Below are 16,623 nucleotides of genomic sequence, written 5' to 3' on the forward strand. Positions count from 1 at the left end.
GGGCAAGCCCGCTCCCACACAGGCCCGCTCCTACATTTGCATCTTAGCTTCCTGTCGGGGCGTCCGGCACTTTAGGCAGTGCCGCGCCCTTGGGCCACAGCATCCAGATCTGGCCTTGCTGCTTCATATTCCCGGCCAACTCGCCCGCTGCATCACCCGTGCCCCAGAACAAGTCCGCACGCACCTCACCGACAATCGCCCCCCCTGTATCCTGGGCCGCTACCGGTCGTACGATCGGCGCGCCATCGGGACGGGTCGTCGACAACCACAACAGGCTGCCCAGTGGGATGACCTTGCGGTCCACGGCCACGCTGTAGCCGGCGGTCAGCGGCACGTTCAGCGAGCCGCGCGGGCCTTCATTGCTGTCGGGGCGGGTGCTGAAGAAGACGTAGCTTGGGTTGCTCGCCAACAGTTCCGGGATCCGTTCAGGATGGGCCTTGGCCCAGGCACTGATCGCGCCCATGCTCACTTCGTCTTTCTTCAACTCGCCTTGCTCCACCAGCCAGCGGCCGATAGGGCGATAAGGGAAGCCGTTCTGGTCGGCATAGCCCACGCGCAGTTGGCGCCCGTTCGCCAGTTGGATACGGCCCGAACCCTGGATCTGCAGGAATTGCAGGTCCATCGGCTGGGTCAGCCAGGCGATGGGCTTGGCACTGGAGCCTTGCTGGTTGATGGTGCCCGCATCGTCATAGGGTTTGAGCACCCGGCCTTCCAGGCGCCCGCGCAGGCGTTTGCCCTTGAGTTCGGGGTAGATGCTTTCCAGGTTGACGATGATCAGGTCGTCCGGCACGCCAAACACGGGCACATGGGCGGTCTTGGTCTCGGTGAGGCTGCCCGGGTAGACCGGTTCGTAGTAGCCGGTGATCAGGCCATTGGGGGTATTGTCCGCCGAGCGCAAGCCATACACGTCCAGCTGTTGCTTGAGGAAGCCACGGATATCGCTGGCGTTGCCCGGCACATTGGCGGCTGCAGCGCAGGTGGTGCCCCATACCGGGTCGTTTTTCAGGCGTTGGCAGGCACTGCGCCAGGACTCGAAGCCGGCTAGCAGGTCGTTGTCCGAGACCGTCGGCAGGGCTTCCCAGGTGGCGCTGACATAGGTCGCTACGGCGTGGGGTTTTTCCGGCTCGGGCTTGGGGGCCGGAGCATTGCCGCCGTCGCATCCGGCCAGCAGCGCGATCATCGGCAGAGCCCAGGCCAGCCGGCGGCTCCAGGGGTTGAACAGGTTATTCATGCAAGTAATTCCCAAGGCGATTGCCCACGCACGTTACCGCGCAAGCATCCATATTATTAATAGGGCTATTGGCCTTTACGGGTGGGGCGAGGATACTGGCCGCCGTTTCCCGTGACCCTGAGCCACCATGACTTTTAAAAAACTGACTGTTGTATTGCTGGCCTGCCTGACGCTGACCGCCTGCGGTGGCGTGGACCCGAACTCGCCGCTGGGCCAGCGCAAGGCCATTTTCAAGCAGATGCTCAAGACCGGCGAAGACCTGGGTGGCATGCTGCGTGGTCGCATCCCGTTCGACGGGGCGAAATTTGCCGAGGGTGCGGTCAAGCTCGACGCCCTGTCCCATGAGCCGTGGCAGCACTTTCCAACGGTGCGCGAAGAAGACCACACCAGCGCCAAGGACGACGTATGGCAGAAACAGGCCCAGTTCCAGGAACTGGCGCGCAACCTTGAGGCGGCCACCGGTGAATTGGTGATCGCCAGCCAGGTGCAGCCTTACAAGGCCAGTAACCTGGGGCCGGCCGTGCAGAAAGTCGAAGATGCCTGCAGCGCCTGTCATAAGCAGTTTCGCGACCATTGAGGTTCGGTCTTATGGGTCTTACTTGTCCAGATCGTCGAGGGCTTGCTGCAGTTCTTTGCGCGATTCGGCGAGCTTGTCCTTACGCTTGTTGATCTTCTCGGAGTCGCCCTTTTTCATGGCTTTATCGAGGTCGGCCTGACGGCGGCTGACTTCGTGCTTGGCATCCAGCACCTTGTTCTCGCGTTCCTTTTTCAGGGCGGCGTCGGTGCAGTGCTCGGTGACTTCGCTCAAGGCTTTTTCCAGGCCGGCTTGTTGCTCGCTGTTGCCGTGGGCCTTGGCTTGTTCGATCTGCTGGCTGATGGCCTGGCGCTTGGCGGCGCAACCGGTCAGTTGCGCGGCTGTCTCGGTCGCCAGCAATGGCGTGGCCAGGAAACTGGTGAGGGTCAGCAGGGCAAGCGGTGCAAGAAACTTCATAAAAACTCCAAAATCAACAAGATCGTTGTCAGGTGGGCAGGGTGATTTCTGCCAGCACCGGTTAATGTCGCGGGTTGGGACTAAAAGCCGTCTATCCCGGCCGCCCGCAGTGTTTCGCTCATGGCCACCACCTGGGGGTCGCGAAAAAAAGCGCTCAACTGCGCCGCTCGCCCCGGGCCGATTCCCGCCTCGGCCTGCCATGCTTGCGTGTCTCGGGCGGCCAGGGCATGCCAACCGCCGGCCAGGTTGTTGCGCGCAGTGGGTGGAACGCCCAGCGCCGTCAGCCACTGGGCGAACGGCCGCTGGCGCGCACTGCGCAGGCTCGCAAGCAGGCGTGCACTGCTGCGGTCGCCGAATCCGTCAATGGTAGCAAGCTCTGTCTCATCAAGGTTCAACCAATCCACCAAACCGTTGATTTGCCCGGCCTGGATCAAGTTGCTCCAGGTCTCGCGGCCAATGTGTGGCAGATCCAGGCCCTGCTTGCCACTGAGCCAGGTCAGCCGGGCCAGCAGTTGTTCCTCGCAGGCCGGGGCCAGCCGCCAGCAGCTCAGGTGATGGAAATCGCTGGCTAGCGGTACCGCGACATCGACCCGTGGATAGCTGCGCAGGATGACCTGGTCGAGCCGTGGGATCACCTGGCCGGCAAGGCTGATGGACACCTGGTCGCCGGGGCGGATATCCAGGGCTTGCCAGCGTTTCAACGAGCCGAGGCTGACGCGTTTGATCTGGCGATCGTCGAGCAGCACCGGGTCCAGTTCCAGGATCGGTGTGATACGACCGGTGCGGCCGATCTTGAACCGCACCTGGCGAACATGGGCCAGGGCTTTGATGACCGGGTATTTCCAGGCGACGGCCCAGTACGGCGCACTGGCTTGCCAGCGACTGGCCGGGGCACGTTGGCTTTGGTGCAGCACCACGCCATCCGTGGCGAAGGGCAATGGATGCCCAAGCCAGAAAGCGCGCCAGTGACGCGCCTGTTCAAAGGTGCCGATAGGTTGGCTGTAGCGCCGGCTGTCGACAAAGCCCCAGTGAGCGAGGCTGTCCAATTGCTGCCTGATGTCCGCCGGCCCTTGTGGCCAGGCCCAGATGAACAGGCCGATACCGGCGGCGTCGGCATCACTCAGTTGTTGGCGGTTCATCAGCCCGGAGATTTTGCTGCGGGCATTCAGGCCGCCCGTTTCCCCTTGGATATGGGCCTCCAGGCGCCAGTACAACTCGCCTTGCAAGAGCAGGTCGATGGCCTCGGGCAGTTGTTGCACGATGCCGGGGATCTTGCGGGCCGAGGCGGTCCAGTCCTGGCCGAACAGGCCATCGCCGCGGCTGATGACCTGGGCCAGGCGCCCCGCGCGATAGACCAGGGTCACGGCCACGCCATCGACCTTGGGTTGTATCCACAGGTCGCTGCGGGCCTGGATCCAGTCTGCCACGGCGCGGTCATTGACCCGCTTCTCAAGCCCCGTGTGCGGGACTGGATGGGCGACGCTGCCCCGTGCGCTGGACAGGGGATTGCCGGCCGCTGACGGCGCCTGGGCAAAACAGCCCCGCCATTGCTCCAGGCGCCAGCGGGCCTGGTCGTAGAGTTCGTCGCTGATCAGGGATTGGCCGAGGCGATGGTAGCTGTCGTCCCACAGGCTGATTTGCCGTTGCAGGGCGCTGATTTCGTCCCTGGCCTTGTCGGCTGGCCAGTCCGGGCAGCCCTGCGCCCAAGGGGCGAGGGGAAAGAGCATCAACAGCAGGTAGGTCAGCAGGCGTGGCGTCATCATGAGCATCCTTGCTCTGAAGGGGCGCCCAGCCTAAAACAAGCAAACGCCCATAAAAAAGCCCCGCAGGCGCGAGGCTTTTTACTGGGTGTTTCTGCTTACTTGAACAGACCGCCCAGGGCTTTCACGGTGTCATTGCTGTCAGCCTTGGCTTGCTGCTTTTGCGAGGCTTCGTCGAGCTTGCCCTGGGACTCGCCGACTTTTTTGCAACCTTTGTTTACCTGGTCCAGTGCAGCCTGCATGGCTTTCACTTTCAGGTCTTCGCCATTGGCTTTGGCCGCATCGACCTTGGCTTGCAGCTCCTGGCTCTGTTTTTCGCAGTTGCCGGTAGCACCGCCCAGTTGGGAGGTCAGGGCGCCAGTCAGGCCGCTCAGGTCAGCAGCTTGCGCGGACAGGGTGAACAGGCTGAGCAGCAGGGCGGCAGGGGCGAGCGTGGAAATACGCATGAAAAACCTCAATGTTCGATTGCCTGCGCACTTGGCTGTCCCGAGCAGGCGCAATGCAATATCCAGGTGGGGTGAATGCTCGGGAGGGCGCGGATTTTAGTGGGCCATCATTTGGCCTGCAAGGGTTGGATCCAATAAATGTGAACTATTTGCCAAGCCCGCCAGCGCGAGCCAATCGGGCCGGCAAAAAAGTGCAACAAAAAGCCCCGCCGGGAAAACCCGGCAGGGCCTTGGGTGTTGCATACAGCGATTACAGGCCGGCGGCGGTACGCAGGTCGTCGGCGCGGTCGGTTTTTTCCCAGGTGAACGTGGTGAAGGTGTCGTCGCCGACGGTCTTCTGTTCAGGGGTACGACCGAAGTGGCCGTAGGCCGCGGTTTCCTGGTACATCGGGTGCAGCAGGTCGAGCATGGTGGTGATTGCGTACGGACGCAGGTCGAAGATCTCACGCACCAGCTTGACGATCTTGTCATCGCTGATCTTGCCGGTACCGAAGGTGTTCAGCGAGATCGATGTAGGCTGGGCCACACCAATGGCGTAGGACACCTGGATCTCGCAACGCTCGGCCAGGCCGGCCGCGACGATGTTCTTGGCCACATAGCGACCGGCGTAGGCGGCCGAACGGTCAACCTTGGATGGATCCTTGCCGGAGAACGCGCCACCGCCGTGACGGGCCATGCCGCCGTAGCTGTCGACGATGATCTTGCGCCCGGTCAGGCCGCAGTCGCCCACCGGGCCACCAATGATGAACTGGCCGGTCGGGTTGATGTGGAACTGGGTGTCCTTGGTCAGCAGCTCGGCAGGCAGCACGTGCTTGACGATCAGCTCCATCACGCCTTCGCGCAGGTCTTTGTAGGAGACTTCCGGGTTGTGCTGGGTCGACAGCACCACGGCGTCGATCCCCACCACTTTGCCGCCTTCGTAACGGCAGGTGACCTGGGACTTGGCATCCGGGCGCAGCCAAGGCAGCAGGCCGGATTTGCGGGCCTCGGCCTGGCGCTTGACCAACTGGTGCGAGAAGGTGATCGGCGCCGGCATCAGCACGTCGGTTTCGTTGCTGGCGTAGCCGAACATCAGGCCCTGGTCGCCGGCGCCCTGGTCTTCCGGCTTGGCGCGGTCGACCCCCTGGTTGATGTCGGGCGACTGCTTGCCGATGATGTTCATCACGCCGCAGGTCGCGCCGTCGAAGCCGACGTCGGAGCTGGTGTAGCCGATGTCGGTGATCACGTCACGGACGATCTGCTCCAGGTCGACCCAGGCCGAGGTGGTGACTTCACCGGCGATGATCGCTACGCCCGTTTTCACCAGCGTCTCGCACGCCACGCGGGCGAACTTGTCTTCAGCAATGATGGCGTCCAGCACCGCATCAGAAATCTGGTCGGCGATTTTGTCCGGATGCCCTTCAGACACGGACTCGGAGGTGAAAAGGGAATATTCGCTCATCTCGATGTTTTCCTGATATTTACCGATGGTGAGTGTCGCCAGTTGGCCGCTGAAAGTGGCGGACCTGAATCTGGAAACCATTACGTAAGCCTACATACAGGCTTTCCCCGGGAACGAGTCCCGCAGCAGTGGCCCAACGGGCCAGATCGTCCTGTTCAAACCCCAACCAGAGATCACCGCAGGCCTCCCTGGCCCAACTCTGGTTGTGGCTGCATAAATCAGTTACCAAAAGACTGCCGCCCGGTTGCAGCAAACCGGCCATTTGTTTGAGGGCGTCGGCCGGAGCGGCGAAATGGTGCAAGACCATGTTCAACACCACGCAATCGGCTTGTAGCCCTACATCATTCAAGGCATCGGCCAGCCGCAGGCTGACGTTGCCCAAGTGCTCGCGCTCGCACAGCTGGCGCGCCAGTTCCAGCATGGCCGGGCTGTTGTCCAGCGCCGTCACCTGGTGGAAACGGCGGGCCAGGTCCGGTAGGAACCCGCCGTCGCCCGGGCCGACTTCCAGCGCCGTGGCGCCTTGGTCGAAGCCCAGTTTGTCGAGCAGCGCCAGCACGCTTTCGCGGTATTGGGGCAGCCCGGCAATCAGGTCCTGCTGGGCGCGGAACTTGTCCGCCACCCGTGAGAAAAAATCCTGGCTGGCTGCGGCGCGTTGCCCGTGGACCTGAGCGATCCGCGACTGCACGTCAGCTGGCAGGGCCAGGTTGTCTACTTCTTCCAGCAAGGCCGCGTGCAGCTTGCCACCCAGCAAATCGGTGTGGGGCAGGGCGCGACGGTAAAAAATCGCATTGCCTTCACGGCGGGTGGCCACCAGGTCGGCCTGGGCCAGCACTTTCAAGTGGTGGCTCATGCCGGACTGGCCAATGGCAAAGATCCGCGCCAGTTCCAGCACGCCAAACGAATCGTTGGCCAGGGCGCGCAGTACATTCAGGCGTAGCGGATCGCCGCCGGCCTTGCACAGGGCGGCCAGCTCATCGCAATCGTCGGGGCGAATGGAAGGCGCAGGTAAGTTCATAAGGCCAGCAGTCTAGTGATGAGGTCAAATCCTCGCAAGACCAATATCAAAAAGTTTTGATATTGGTCGATAATCGGTGGTTATAAGCAGGCGCTATAACCTTTAGACGAACGGCGGGAAGTGTTCTGGCCGCCAATGCAGTCCAAACCACAGGAAAAACCTACATAAGTCGGTATCTGTCATTGCCCCGAAGGCGTTGGCTGAGGGAAAATGCCGGTCCTTTTTTCCGTTTCTTTTATTCAACCCTCAGGAGAACAGCGATGCCCAGCCGTCGTGAGCGTGCCAACGCCATTCGTGCCCTCAGCATGGATGCCGTGCAAAAAGCCAACAGCGGCCATCCCGGTGCCCCGATGGGCATGGCGGATATCGCCGAGGTACTTTGGCGTGACTACCTGAAACACAACCCGAGCAACCCATCGTTCGCCGACCGCGACCGCTTCGTGCTGTCCAACGGCCATGGCTCGATGTTGATCTATTCGTTGCTGCACCTGACCGGCTACGACCTGTCCATCGACGATCTCAAGCAGTTCCGCCAACTGCACAGCCGCACCCCGGGCCACCCGGAATTCGGCTACACCCCAGGCGTGGAGACCACCACCGGTCCCCTGGGCCAGGGTCTGGCCAATGCCGTGGGCTTTGCCCTGGCGGAAAAAGTCCTGGCGGCGCAGTTCAACCGTCCCGGCCACAACGTTGTCGATCACCACACCTACGTGTTCCTGGGTGATGGCTGCATGATGGAAGGCATTTCCCACGAAGTCAGCTCCCTGGCCGGCACCCTGGGCCTGGGCAAGCTGATCGCTTTCTACGATGACAACGGCATCTCCATCGACGGCGAAGTCGAAGGCTGGTTCACCGACGATACGCCCAAGCGTTTCGAGGCCTATAACTGGCAGGTGATCCGCAATGTCGACGGCCACGATCCAGAAGAGATCAAGACTGCTATTGAAACGGCGCGTAAAAGCGAGCAGCCGACCCTGATCTGCTGCAAGACCACCATCGGCTTCGGTTCGCCGAACAAGCAAGGCAAGGAAGACAGCCACGGCGCCCCGTTGGGTGACGCGGAAATCGCCCTGACCCGCGAAGCGCTGAAGTGGAACCATGGCCCGTTTGAAATCCCGGCGGATATCTACGCCGAGTGGGACGCCAAGGAAGCCGGCCGCGCCGCTGAAGCCGAGTGGGACCAGCGTTTTGAAGCCTACGCCGCCCAATTCCCGGCATTGGCCAATGAGCTGATGAGCCGCCTCAATGGCGATCTGCCGCTGGACTTCTCGGCCAAGGCTGACGAGTACATCGCCGAAGTGGCCGCCAAAGGCGAAACCATTGCCAGCCGCAAAGCCAGCCAGAATGCGCTGAATGCCTACGGCCCACTGCTGCCTGAGTTGCTCGGTGGTTCGGCTGACCTGGCCGGTTCCAACCTGACCCTGTGGAAAGGGTGCAAAGGTGTCTCGGCTGAAGACGCCAGCGGCAACTACATGTACTACGGCGTGCGCGAGTTCGGCATGAGCGCCATCATGAACGGTGTTGCCCTGCACGGCGGCCTGGTGCCTTACGGTGCGACCTTCCTGATGTTTATGGAATACGCGCGCAATGCCGTGCGCATGGCCGCGCTGATGAAGAAGCGCGTGATCCACGTGTACACCCACGACTCCATCGGCCTGGGCGAAGACGGCCCGACGCACCAGCCGGTCGAGCAACTGACCAGCCTGCGCACCACGCCGAACCTGGACTGCTGGCGCCCAGCGGACGCGGTCGAATCGGCCGTGGCCTGGAAGCACGCGATCGAGCGCAAGGATGGCCCATCGGCGCTGATCTTCTCCCGCCAGAACCTGCAACACCAGGTGCGTACCGACGCGCAGATCGCCGCGATCAGCCGTGGTGGCTACGTGCTCAAGGACTGCATCGGCGAGCCGGAGCTGATCCTGATCTCCACCGGTTCCGAAGTGGGCCTGACCGTCCAGGCCTACGACAAGCTGACCGCCCAAGGCCGTAACGTGCGCGTTGTGTCCATGCCGTGCACTAGCGTGTTTGAAGCCCAGGACGCGGACTACAAGCAATCGGTCCTGCCGTTGCAGGTCAGTGCGCGTATCGCCATCGAAGCGGCTCACGCCGACTACTGGTACAAGTACGTGGGCCTGGAAGGCCGCGTGATCGGCATGACCACCTACGGTGAGTCGGCGCCAGCGCCAGCGTTGTTCGAAGAGTTCGGTTTCACCCTGGAAAACATCCTGGGTCAGGCTGAAGAGCTGCTGGAAGACTAAGTCAGTCTGCGTTGTCTGTACTGGCGCCATCGCGGGCAAGCCCGCTCCCACATTTGGATCGCGGTCTAATGTGGGAGCGGGCTTGCCCGCGATAGCGATGGAACATATTGATCGAGAACCCCATGCCTGAACCCCGTCCCTACAAAGTTGCACTCAACGGCTACGGCCGGATTGGTCGTTGCGTCTTGCGTGCGCTGTTCGAGCGAGGGGCGGCGGCCGGGTTTGAAATCGTCGCCATCAACGATCTGGCCGACATGGCCAGCATCGAATACCTGACACGCTTCGACTCCACCCATGGCCGGTTCCCCGGCGAAGTGCGGATCGACGGCGATTGTCTGCATATCAATGGCAACTGCGTGAAGGTTTTGCGCAGTGCCACGCCCGAGGGCATCGACTGGGCGGCGCTGGGCGTCGACCTGGTGCTGGAATGCTCCGGTGCCTACCACACCCGTGCCGATGGCCAGCGCTTCCTCGACGCCGGTGCGCCGCGCGTGCTGTTTTCCCAGCCGATGGCCAGCGAGGCGGATGTGGATGCCACTATCGTCTATGGCGTCAACCAGGACTGCCTGACCGGTGACGAGTTGCTGGTGTCCAACGCCTCCTGCACCACCAACTGCGGCGTGCCGTTGTTGCGCCTGCTGGACCAGGCGATTGGCCTGGAGTATGTGTCGATCACCACCATTCACTCGGCGATGAACGACCAGCCGGTGATCGATGCCTACCACCATGAAGACCTGCGCCGCACCCGCTCGGCGTTCCAGTCGGTGATCCCGGTGTCCACCGGCCTGGCCCGTGGTATCGAACGCCTGTTGCCGGAACTTGCCGGGCGAATCCAGGCCAAAGCCGTGCGTGTGCCGACGGTGAACGTGTCGTGCCTGGATATCACCATGCAGACCGTCAGCGACACCGACGCCGGCGAGGTCAACCGGATCCTGCGCGACGCCGCCACCAGCGGCCCGCTCAAGGCCTTGCTGGCCTACACCGAGTTGCCGCACGCCAGTTGTGATTTCAACCACGACCCGCATTCGGCCATTGTGGATGCCAGCCAGACCCGTGTTTCCGGGCCAAGGCTGGTGAATATCCTGGCCTGGTTCGATAACGAATGGGGCTTTGCCAACCGCATGCTGGATGTGGCGGAACATTATCTGCACATCGCCTCTAAACAACCTCAACAGTAATTCAGGAACTGCGACCCATGACCGTGTTGAAGATGACCGACCTCGATCTGCAAGGTAAGCGCGTACTGATCCGCGAAGACCTCAACGTCCCAGTCAAGGACGGTGTAGTCACCAGCGATGCGCGAATCCTGGCCTCGCTGCCGACCATCAAGCTGGCCCTGGAAAAAGGCGCGGCCGTGATGGTCTGCTCCCACCTGGGTCGTCCGACCGAAGGTGAGTTCTCCGCCGAAAACAGCCTCAAGCCTGTAGCCGATTACCTAAGCAAGGCCCTGGGCCGCGAAGTGCCGCTGGTGGCTGACTACCTGGGCGGCGTCGACGTCAAGGCCGGCGACATCGTGCTGTTTGAAAACGTGCGCTTCAACAAGGGTGAGAAAAAGAACAGCGACGAACTGGCCCAGCAATATGCGGCGCTGTGCGACGTGTTCGTGATGGATGCCTTCGGCACCGCGCACCGCGCCGAGGGTTCGACCCATGGCGTGGCCAAGTTCGCCAAGGTGGCCGCTGCGGGCCCGTTGCTGGCTGCCGAGCTGGATGCCCTGGGCAAGGCCCTGGGTGCACCGGCCCAGCCAATGGCCGCCATTGTGGCTGGCTCCAAGGTGTCGACCAAGCTGGACGTGCTCAACAGCCTGAGCCAGATCTGCAACCAACTGATCGTTGGCGGCGGCATTGCCAACACCTTCCTGGCCGCTGCTGGCCACCCGGTAGGCAAGTCCCTGTACGAGCCGGACCTGCTGGATACCGCCCGGGCCATTGCGGCCAAGGTCAGCGTGCCGTTGCCGGTGGACGTGGTAGTGGCCAAGGAGTTTGCCGAAAGCGCCGAAGCCACCGTCAAGCTGATCGCCGATGTGGCGGTTGACGACATGATCCTGGATATCGGCCCGCAAACTGCAGCCAACTTCGCCGAACTGCTGAAAGCCTCCCGCACTATCCTGTGGAACGGCCCGGTCGGCGTGTTCGAGTTCGACCAGTTCGGCAACGGCACCCAAGTGCTGGCCAAGGCGATTGCCGAAAGCTCGGCATTCTCCATTGCCGGTGGTGGCGACACCCTGGCGGCCATCGATAAATATGGCGTTGCTGAGCAGATCTCCTACATTTCTACCGGTGGCGGCGCGTTCCTTGAGTTTGTCGAAGGCAAGGTGCTACCAGCCGTTGAAGTGCTGGAAAGTCGAGCCAAGGGCTGAGCCCCTCGGTCTGGAAAAGGAGCGTTCCCATGATCAAGCCATTCGCGCTGGTGATTGCCGCGGGCCTGTTGGCCGGCTGCGGCAGCGCGCCCAAGGCGTCGCCAGAGGCACCAGGGGCTGCGCCGCACACGGGCTGCTACCAGGCCGACTGGCAGGCTGAGACCATGCCGGTGATCAGCAAGCGCATAGGGCCTGACAGGCTGGAGAAATACGACTCCCCGCCCAAAGGTAAGGAACAGGGTTGCCCTTGATGGGTCTGACTCACTAACCGACAGCAATGGCGGCCCCAGGCCGCCGTTCGAGGATTGGCAATGAAAGGCGTTATCGCCCTGGCAGCACTGGCTCTATTGGCCGGTTGTGCCAACCTGAACATGTTCAACAAGGCACAGCCGCAGCAAGACACCTGGACCACCTGGGTCTGTGACAGCCAGGCCCAGGTGAACTGGCGGTTTGTCGGCAGCGACCGCAAGCAGGTGGATGTGCGCCTTGGCGGCTCCGACCAGGTGTATCGCCTCAAGCAAGACGTGGCGGCCTCCGGCGCGCTGTACAGCAATGAGCAGCTGGCGTTTCACACAAAAGGTGAGGAAGGCCTGGTTTACTGGGTTGCCACCGATGATTTGATCGGCCGGGGTTGCAAGGCCCAGTAATACAGAGCACATGGGATCCGATTCCAATTCGACAAAGATTGCGAACCGCACCCTGCAATAACGATTCAGCAGGCCAAGGCTCAACCCCTTGATCTGCAATAACTTGAATAGCAGCCGCCGCTACGGCAGGCTTGCACGATTAACGACCCTCGACCGGGAGAGACAACACAATGGCACTTATCAGCATGCGTCAAATGCTGGACCACGCAGCCGAATTCGGCTACGGCGTCCCAGCCTTTAACGTCAACAACCTTGAGCAGATGCGCGCCATCATGGAAGCCGCTGACAAGACTGACTCCCCAGTGATCGTCCAGGCTTCGGCCGGTGCGCGTAAATACGCCGGCGCCCCGTTCCTGCGTCACCTGATCCTCGCCGCGATCGAAGAATTCCCACACATCCCGGTGTGCATGCACCAGGACCACGGCACCAGCCCTGACGTGTGCCAGCGCTCGATCCAACTGGGCTTCAGCTCGGTGATGATGGACGGCTCCCTCGGCGAAGATGGCAAGACCCCGACCGACTACGACTACAACGTGCGTGTTACCCAACAAACCGTCGCCCTGGCTCACGCCTGCGGTGTTTCGGTAGAAGGCGAGCTGGGCTGCCTGGGTTCCCTGGAAACCGGCATGGCCGGTGAAGAAGACGGCATCGGCGCCGAAGGCGTGCTGGATCACAGCCAGATGCTGACCGACCCTGAAGAAGCCGCTGACTTCGTCAAGCGCACCCAGGTCGATGCCCTGGCCATCGCCATCGGCACCAGCCACGGCGCCTACAAGTTCACCAAGCCGCCTACCGGCGACGTACTGGCCATCGACCGGATCAAGGAAATCCACAAACGCATCCCCAACACCCACCTGGTGATGCACGGTTCTTCCTCGGTACCGCAAGAGTGGCTGGCGATCATCAACCAGTACGGCGGCGACATCAAAGAAACCTACGGCGTCCCGGTTGAAGAAATCGTCGAAGGCATCAAGCACGGCGTGCGCAAGGTCAACATCGACACCGACCTGCGCCTGGCCTCCACTGGTGCGATGCGTCGCCTGATGGCCACCAACCCGAGCGAGTTCGACCCGCGTAAATTCTTCGGCGCCACCGTAACGGCCATGCGTGATGTGTGTATTGCACGTTACGAAGCGTTCGGCACTGCTGGTAATGCGTCGAAGATCAAGCCGGTGTCGTTGGAAGCGATGTATCAGCGGTATTTGAAAGGTGAGTTGAACGCCAAGGTTAACTAAGCCTGAAGCGTTAACTGAAAAAACCCGCAGAGATGCGGGTTTTTTTATATCTGAAAGTTTTACTTTGGGTCGATGAATGTTTTTGAACAGGGTTCATAAATAGGGCTATTTGGATATGGCGAAAATCGGACGTTAATTTTTCACTTTTCCTCTATGCATGAAACGTCTACGGAAGTCATGCCATAGATTCTTTTGGCTGTATCTGCTATGTCTTTTTTTACTTTTTCAGCTGCCTCACTCGCCGAGGAGGCTGTGACAGTTTGAGTTGGGTTTTGAGGTAGTGAAATATAGCAGATGTATGTTGTCTCCTTTGCATAGCTTAATAGTGGCAAGGTAAGTGTGCATGCAAAGAGAGCAGCGGTGGTTAGTGTTTTTCTAAAGTCAAGTGGCTTCGTAAGAGTGAAGTTTTTCATGATTTTTACTCCGTTAGATAAGTGTGCGATCTTAGAGATAAGGGTGTTATATGGGCTCGTGTAAAGAGTAGAGCCTCAATGAGCGTGGGGCACCTGTCATAATTCACAGTTTTTAATATTTTTTTGCGATAGTTGTTGTAAACAAAAGTTTTGTTATTTGTGAGGGGGGGTAAGCGGGGCGGATCGATTCAGCCCTCTAACCCTAAGATCAAGCGGGTTTCGCTGGAAGCGATGTATCAGCGGTACTTGAAGGGTGAGTTGAACGCCAAGGTTGATTAAACCTGAAGCGTTAACTGAAAAAGCCCGCAGCGATGCGGGCTTTTTTGTGGCGATGTTTGAGCAAACTTCCTTCGGTTGCTTTTGTAGTGTTCAGAGGGGTATCTCAGATTATTAATCTTGGTCTATCGGACGTCTACATAATAGTAAGGCGTGTATCGACTGATGGTTATATCGTAGATCGTCAAATCTTGTCGTGTTCCTGAAGGGATACCTGCAAATGTTCCAGCAAAACTGCCATCGTAACTTGAGGTCATTTGCCCATAGAGATATCCGGTGTTGGCTTGCTGTAAGTTTAGAACAGTATTTGGTGCGGCGCCTGTGCCGCCGACGGTAATGGTCCCGGTTGAAGTGCTTTGTGCATAGTTGATTGAAATGGCCATTTCATATTCCTTTATTAGAGAAAGTTGATGGGCGAATCAGATAACTCCCGGTTTCAGCTTCACCCTTCCTGGGTGGTGCGAGGAAAATGATAGGGGCGGTGATTGTTACTTTCATCTGTAAGAAATGACAGTTTTTTAGAATTTTTTGGAATGACTGTTATTTAGAAATGTAAGTTGTGTAAGGGTGGTAAATTTGAAGGGCTTTTTAAAGTGAGTAATAAGGCTAACTAAACCTCAGGTGTTAATAAAAAAACCGCAGAGATGCGGTTTTTTTGTGGCTGGGCTTTGAACATACATTTATGTGTGGGCTTGCCCGCGATAGCGGCGGGTCAGTCACTAAAAATGCTGACTGATACACCGCCATCGCGGCGATGCGGCGACCCGACAAGCCCGCTTTCACATTTGGAGGGTGTTCGGCTTATTTATCGACCAGTATTTTGGGGTTTGAATTCCCCCAAACCGTATACAGGTCCGCCAACAACGCCCCATTAATATCCTCTACCTCCGCCTGGGTCGTCTGCACATTGCCCTGCTTGCCAAACAACACCACCTCATCCCCGCTCTTCACGGTCGGCACGTCGGTCACATCCACCATCAGGGTGTTCATCGACACTTTGCCCACCACGGGCACGCGATGCCCATTGATCAGCACGATGCCTTTATTGGTGAACGCCCGGCGATAGCCGTCGGAATAGCCCACGGTAACGTTGGCCAGTTTCGAGTCCCGCGCCAGGGTGTAGGTGCGGTCGTAGCCGACGGTGTTGCCCTTGGGGTAGCTGTTGACCGAGGCCACGTGGGATTTGAACTGCATCACCCGTTTGTATTCGGTAAACGACGGCACGGTGTCGCCGAACAGCAGGCCGCCGGGGCGCACCATGTCCAGGCGCGACTCGGGCACTTCCAGGGTGGCGAAGGAGTTGGCGGCGTGCAGGGTGATTTTGCTGCGGTCCAGTTGGGCGACGTTGATCAGCCAGTTGGCCTGTTCGTTGAAGGCCTTGAGGCCGGTGCGCACGTCGGCGGCGTCTTCGACGGCGAAGTGGGTCATGATCGCCTTCACCTCCAGGTTTGGCACCTGGGTAATGGCGACGGCGTCGCGGCGGCCCTGGGCGGTGGTCATTTCCACGCCATTGCGGCTCATGCCGCTGGAGTTCAGGCCCAGGTGCACCACCAGCGGGCGGCCATGATGCTCGGCGATCAGGCTGGCGCGCACGGCGAAATCGAGGTTGCCCACCAGTTCTTCGATGTTGTACGGCAGGGCGGCTTCCAGCTCGCTCAGGGCGGCGGTGCGTACGCGGATCAGTTGGCCCTTGAAGCCGCTTTCGCGTACCACGCGGGCCTCTTCATTGCTGGCCACGCCCACGCAGGGCACGCCGAGCTTGATCACCGAGGGCATCAGCAGGCCAATGCCGTGGCCGTAGGCGTCGGCCTTGAGCACCGCGCAGATTTTCGACTTGTCGGCGAGGCTGGTTTGCAGGGTGCGGATGTTGTGTTCAAACGCGGCTTTGCTGATCTCAACCCAGGCGTTGCTGTCCTGGATAGTGACCTGGACCACCCCGTCGGTCATCGACAGCGGCGGGGCAGCGAGGGCCGGGTTTTGCAGCAGAACCATGCCCATGGACAGGGCGAGTAGGGTGCGAGTGAAGGGCATTGTGAGTCTCCATGACTTTCTTATAGGGAAGCATTGCGCGTGCGCGGCGCCATACTCGAATTGTCCTACAAGAAAGTCGAGACCCTGGGTCGCGGTTCTGTCCTAAAGCGTCGCGCAATGGAATAGAAGTTATACCGAAACCTTCTAAAAAACTGTCAGAACTCACAGTAGCTCCCACTTGATTGAGTCTTGCACTATCAAGGCTCGAACCCAGTAAAGGAGTACGCAAAATGATCACTGCCAACACAGCAAAGGCTTTTCCTGGCGTAAGCATTTTGAAGTTTTATTCGCTGACGGCAATCGGGCTGCTAGCCCTGATGAGCAATAGCTATGCTGCGCAATGGACGTGCCCTCCGGTTGAAAACCTGGCGGCGGCAAAAACTGAGTGCAACACCTGACCTTTCCGGTACGGTGCTGCCCTATGTCTTATTCCGAACTCAGCGTTGAAGAGCGTGCCACCATTCAAGTTAGTCATGCCCAAGGCCTCAGCTTGCGCAGGATTGCCTGCTTGATCAACCGA

18 protein-coding genes and 1 pseudogene are annotated in these 16,623 nt (G+C 60.0%); 10 read left to right on the top strand and 9 right to left on the bottom strand.

The annotated features are described in order from the left end of the window. Positions 1-43: 43 nt before the first annotated feature. Positions 44-1,231, bottom strand: coding sequence for a murein transglycosylase A (gene mltA / locus BLL38_RS14725; RefSeq protein ID WP_076963202.1), 1,188 nt, complete (start codon positions 1,229-1,231; stop codon positions 44-46). A gap of 127 nt (positions 1,232-1,358) precedes the next feature. Here mltA and BLL38_RS14730 point away from each other — a divergent pair, with 127 nt between their 5' ends. Beyond that, positions 1,359-1,808, top strand: a complete 450-nt coding sequence (locus tag BLL38_RS14730; protein ID WP_076963203.1) for a c-type cytochrome — start codon at positions 1,359-1,361, stop codon at positions 1,806-1,808. Positions 1,809-1,826: 18 nt separating this feature from the next. Here the strand turns inward: BLL38_RS14730 and BLL38_RS14735 are convergent, their stop codons facing one another. The 5 genes from BLL38_RS14735 to BLL38_RS14755 form a co-directional block, all read right to left on the bottom strand. Beyond that, the gene (locus tag BLL38_RS14735; protein ID WP_076963204.1) at positions 1,827-2,222 is read right to left on the bottom strand and encodes a DUF1090 domain-containing protein; all 396 of its coding nucleotides are present in this window, start codon (positions 2,220-2,222) and stop codon (positions 1,827-1,829) included. 80 nt (positions 2,223-2,302) lie between these two features. Then, a complete protein-coding gene (ligB, locus tag BLL38_RS14740; RefSeq protein WP_415640250.1) occupies positions 2,303-3,982 on the bottom strand; it encodes an NAD-dependent DNA ligase LigB in 1,680 nt (559 codons plus the stop codon). A 98-nt stretch (positions 3,983-4,080) separates the two neighbouring features. Next, positions 4,081-4,428 (bottom strand): DUF1090 family protein, encoded by a 348-nt coding sequence (locus BLL38_RS14745; RefSeq protein ID WP_076963206.1) that lies wholly within the window; start codon positions 4,426-4,428, stop codon positions 4,081-4,083. Positions 4,429-4,678: 250 nt separating this feature from the next. Next, complete coding sequence (gene metK / locus BLL38_RS14750) at positions 4,679-5,869, bottom strand: methionine adenosyltransferase (protein ID WP_029297363.1); 1,191 nt, start codon at positions 5,867-5,869, stop codon at positions 4,679-4,681. Positions 5,870-5,888: 19 nt separating this feature from the next. Further along, the gene (locus BLL38_RS14755; protein WP_076963207.1) at positions 5,889-6,884 is read right to left on the bottom strand and encodes an ArsR/SmtB family transcription factor; all 996 of its coding nucleotides are present in this window, start codon (positions 6,882-6,884) and stop codon (positions 5,889-5,891) included. A 260-nt stretch (positions 6,885-7,144) separates the two neighbouring features. On the opposite strand from BLL38_RS14755, the gene tkt reads away from it, so the two are divergent. From tkt to fba, 6 genes are all read left to right on the top strand, one after another. After that, positions 7,145-9,142 (top strand): transketolase, encoded by a 1,998-nt coding sequence (gene tkt / locus BLL38_RS14760; protein WP_076963208.1) that lies wholly within the window; start codon positions 7,145-7,147, stop codon positions 9,140-9,142. Positions 9,143-9,264: 122 nt separating this feature from the next. Continuing rightward, the gene (epd, locus tag BLL38_RS14765; protein WP_076963209.1) at positions 9,265-10,320 is read left to right on the top strand and encodes an erythrose-4-phosphate dehydrogenase; all 1,056 of its coding nucleotides are present in this window, start codon (positions 9,265-9,267) and stop codon (positions 10,318-10,320) included. Positions 10,321-10,337: 17 nt separating this feature from the next. After that, positions 10,338-11,501, top strand: a complete 1,164-nt coding sequence (locus BLL38_RS14770) for a phosphoglycerate kinase (protein ID WP_076963210.1) — start codon at positions 10,338-10,340, stop codon at positions 11,499-11,501. A 29-nt stretch (positions 11,502-11,530) separates the two neighbouring features. Beyond that, positions 11,531-11,752 carry a hypothetical protein gene (locus BLL38_RS14775; protein ID WP_076963211.1) on the top strand — a complete coding sequence of 74 codons (222 nt, stop codon included), beginning with the start codon at positions 11,531-11,533 and terminating at the stop codon, positions 11,750-11,752. Between the two features lie 60 nt (positions 11,753-11,812). Next, entirely contained in the window at positions 11,813-12,148 is a 336-nt protein-coding gene (locus BLL38_RS14780) for an MliC family protein (protein WP_076963212.1), read from the top strand. Positions 12,149-12,318: 170 nt separating this feature from the next. Then, on the top strand, positions 12,319-13,383 hold the full coding sequence (gene fba / locus BLL38_RS14785) for a class II fructose-bisphosphate aldolase (RefSeq protein ID WP_029297347.1): 1,065 nt from the start codon (positions 12,319-12,321) through the stop codon (positions 13,381-13,383). A 140-nt stretch (positions 13,384-13,523) separates the two neighbouring features. Here the strand turns inward: fba and BLL38_RS30570 are convergent, their stop codons facing one another. Further along, entirely contained in the window at positions 13,524-13,796 is a 273-nt protein-coding gene (locus BLL38_RS30570; protein WP_130898224.1) for a hypothetical protein, read from the bottom strand. Between the two features lie 204 nt (positions 13,797-14,000). Between BLL38_RS30570 and BLL38_RS31915 the strand changes: the two are divergent. Next, positions 14,001-14,075: pseudogene (locus BLL38_RS31915) on the top strand (class II fructose-bisphosphate aldolase); the annotation flags it as partial. Positions 14,076-14,197: 122 nt separating this feature from the next. Here BLL38_RS31915 and BLL38_RS30580 read toward each other — a convergent pair. Both BLL38_RS30580 and alr read right to left on the bottom strand, forming a co-directional pair. Continuing rightward, entirely contained in the window at positions 14,198-14,455 is a 258-nt protein-coding gene (locus BLL38_RS30580; protein WP_130898223.1) for a hypothetical protein, read from the bottom strand. A gap of 418 nt (positions 14,456-14,873) precedes the next feature. Continuing rightward, the gene (gene alr, locus BLL38_RS14790) at positions 14,874-16,103 is read right to left on the bottom strand and encodes an alanine racemase (protein ID WP_076963213.1); all 1,230 of its coding nucleotides are present in this window, start codon (positions 16,101-16,103) and stop codon (positions 14,874-14,876) included. 230 nt (positions 16,104-16,333) lie between these two features. Between alr and BLL38_RS31110 the strand changes: the two genes are divergently transcribed. Together BLL38_RS31110 and BLL38_RS14795 are read left to right on the top strand one after the other, a co-directional pair. After that, on the top strand, positions 16,334-16,501 hold the full coding sequence (locus BLL38_RS31110) for a hypothetical protein (protein ID WP_154220532.1): 168 nt from the start codon (positions 16,334-16,336) through the stop codon (positions 16,499-16,501). Positions 16,502-16,524: 23 nt separating this feature from the next. Continuing rightward, on the top strand, positions 16,525-16,623 hold a 99-nt coding region (locus BLL38_RS14795; protein ID WP_130898222.1), incomplete at its 3' end, for a helix-turn-helix domain-containing protein.

The sequence above is a fragment of the Pseudomonas gessardii genome, assembly GCF_001983165.1.
GTDB lineage: Bacteria > Pseudomonadota > Gammaproteobacteria > Pseudomonadales > Pseudomonadaceae > Aquipseudomonas > Aquipseudomonas gessardii.

Coding starts and splice junctions, on each gene's coding strand:
- BLL38_RS14780 (WP_076963212.1), top strand. CDS start 11,813: ATGAAAGGCGTTATCGCCCTGGCAGCACTGGCTCTATTGGCCGGTTGT.
- BLL38_RS14730 (WP_076963203.1), top strand. CDS start 1,359: ATGACTTTTAAAAAACTGACTGTTGTATTGCTGGCCTGCCTGACGCTG.
- BLL38_RS31110 (WP_154220532.1), top strand. CDS start 16,334: ATGATCACTGCCAACACAGCAAAGGCTTTTCCTGGCGTAAGCATTTTG.
- BLL38_RS30570 (WP_130898224.1), bottom strand. CDS start 13,796: ATGAAAAACTTCACTCTTACGAAGCCACTTGACTTTAGAAAAACACTA.
- BLL38_RS14745 (WP_076963206.1), bottom strand. CDS start 4,428: ATGCGTATTTCCACGCTCGCCCCTGCCGCCCTGCTGCTCAGCCTGTTC.
- fba (WP_029297347.1), top strand. CDS start 12,319: ATGGCACTTATCAGCATGCGTCAAATGCTGGACCACGCAGCCGAATTC.
- mltA (WP_076963202.1), bottom strand. CDS start 1,231: ATGAATAACCTGTTCAACCCCTGGAGCCGCCGGCTGGCCTGGGCTCTG.
- alr (WP_076963213.1), bottom strand. CDS start 16,103: ATGCCCTTCACTCGCACCCTACTCGCCCTGTCCATGGGCATGGTTCTG.
- ligB (WP_415640250.1), bottom strand. CDS start 3,982: ATGACGCCACGCCTGCTGACCTACCTGCTGTTGATGCTCTTTCCCCTC.
- BLL38_RS14735 (WP_076963204.1), bottom strand. CDS start 2,222: ATGAAGTTTCTTGCACCGCTTGCCCTGCTGACCCTCACCAGTTTCCTG.
- metK (WP_029297363.1), bottom strand. CDS start 5,869: ATGAGCGAATATTCCCTTTTCACCTCCGAGTCCGTGTCTGAAGGGCAT.
- BLL38_RS14770 (WP_076963210.1), top strand. CDS start 10,338: ATGACCGTGTTGAAGATGACCGACCTCGATCTGCAAGGTAAGCGCGTA.
- BLL38_RS30580 (WP_130898223.1), bottom strand. CDS start 14,455: ATGGCCATTTCAATCAACTATGCACAAAGCACTTCAACCGGGACCATT.
- epd (WP_076963209.1), top strand. CDS start 9,265: ATGCCTGAACCCCGTCCCTACAAAGTTGCACTCAACGGCTACGGCCGG.
- BLL38_RS14755 (WP_076963207.1), bottom strand. CDS start 6,884: ATGAACTTACCTGCGCCTTCCATTCGCCCCGACGATTGCGATGAGCTG.
- tkt (WP_076963208.1), top strand. CDS start 7,145: ATGCCCAGCCGTCGTGAGCGTGCCAACGCCATTCGTGCCCTCAGCATG.
- BLL38_RS14775 (WP_076963211.1), top strand. CDS start 11,531: ATGATCAAGCCATTCGCGCTGGTGATTGCCGCGGGCCTGTTGGCCGGC.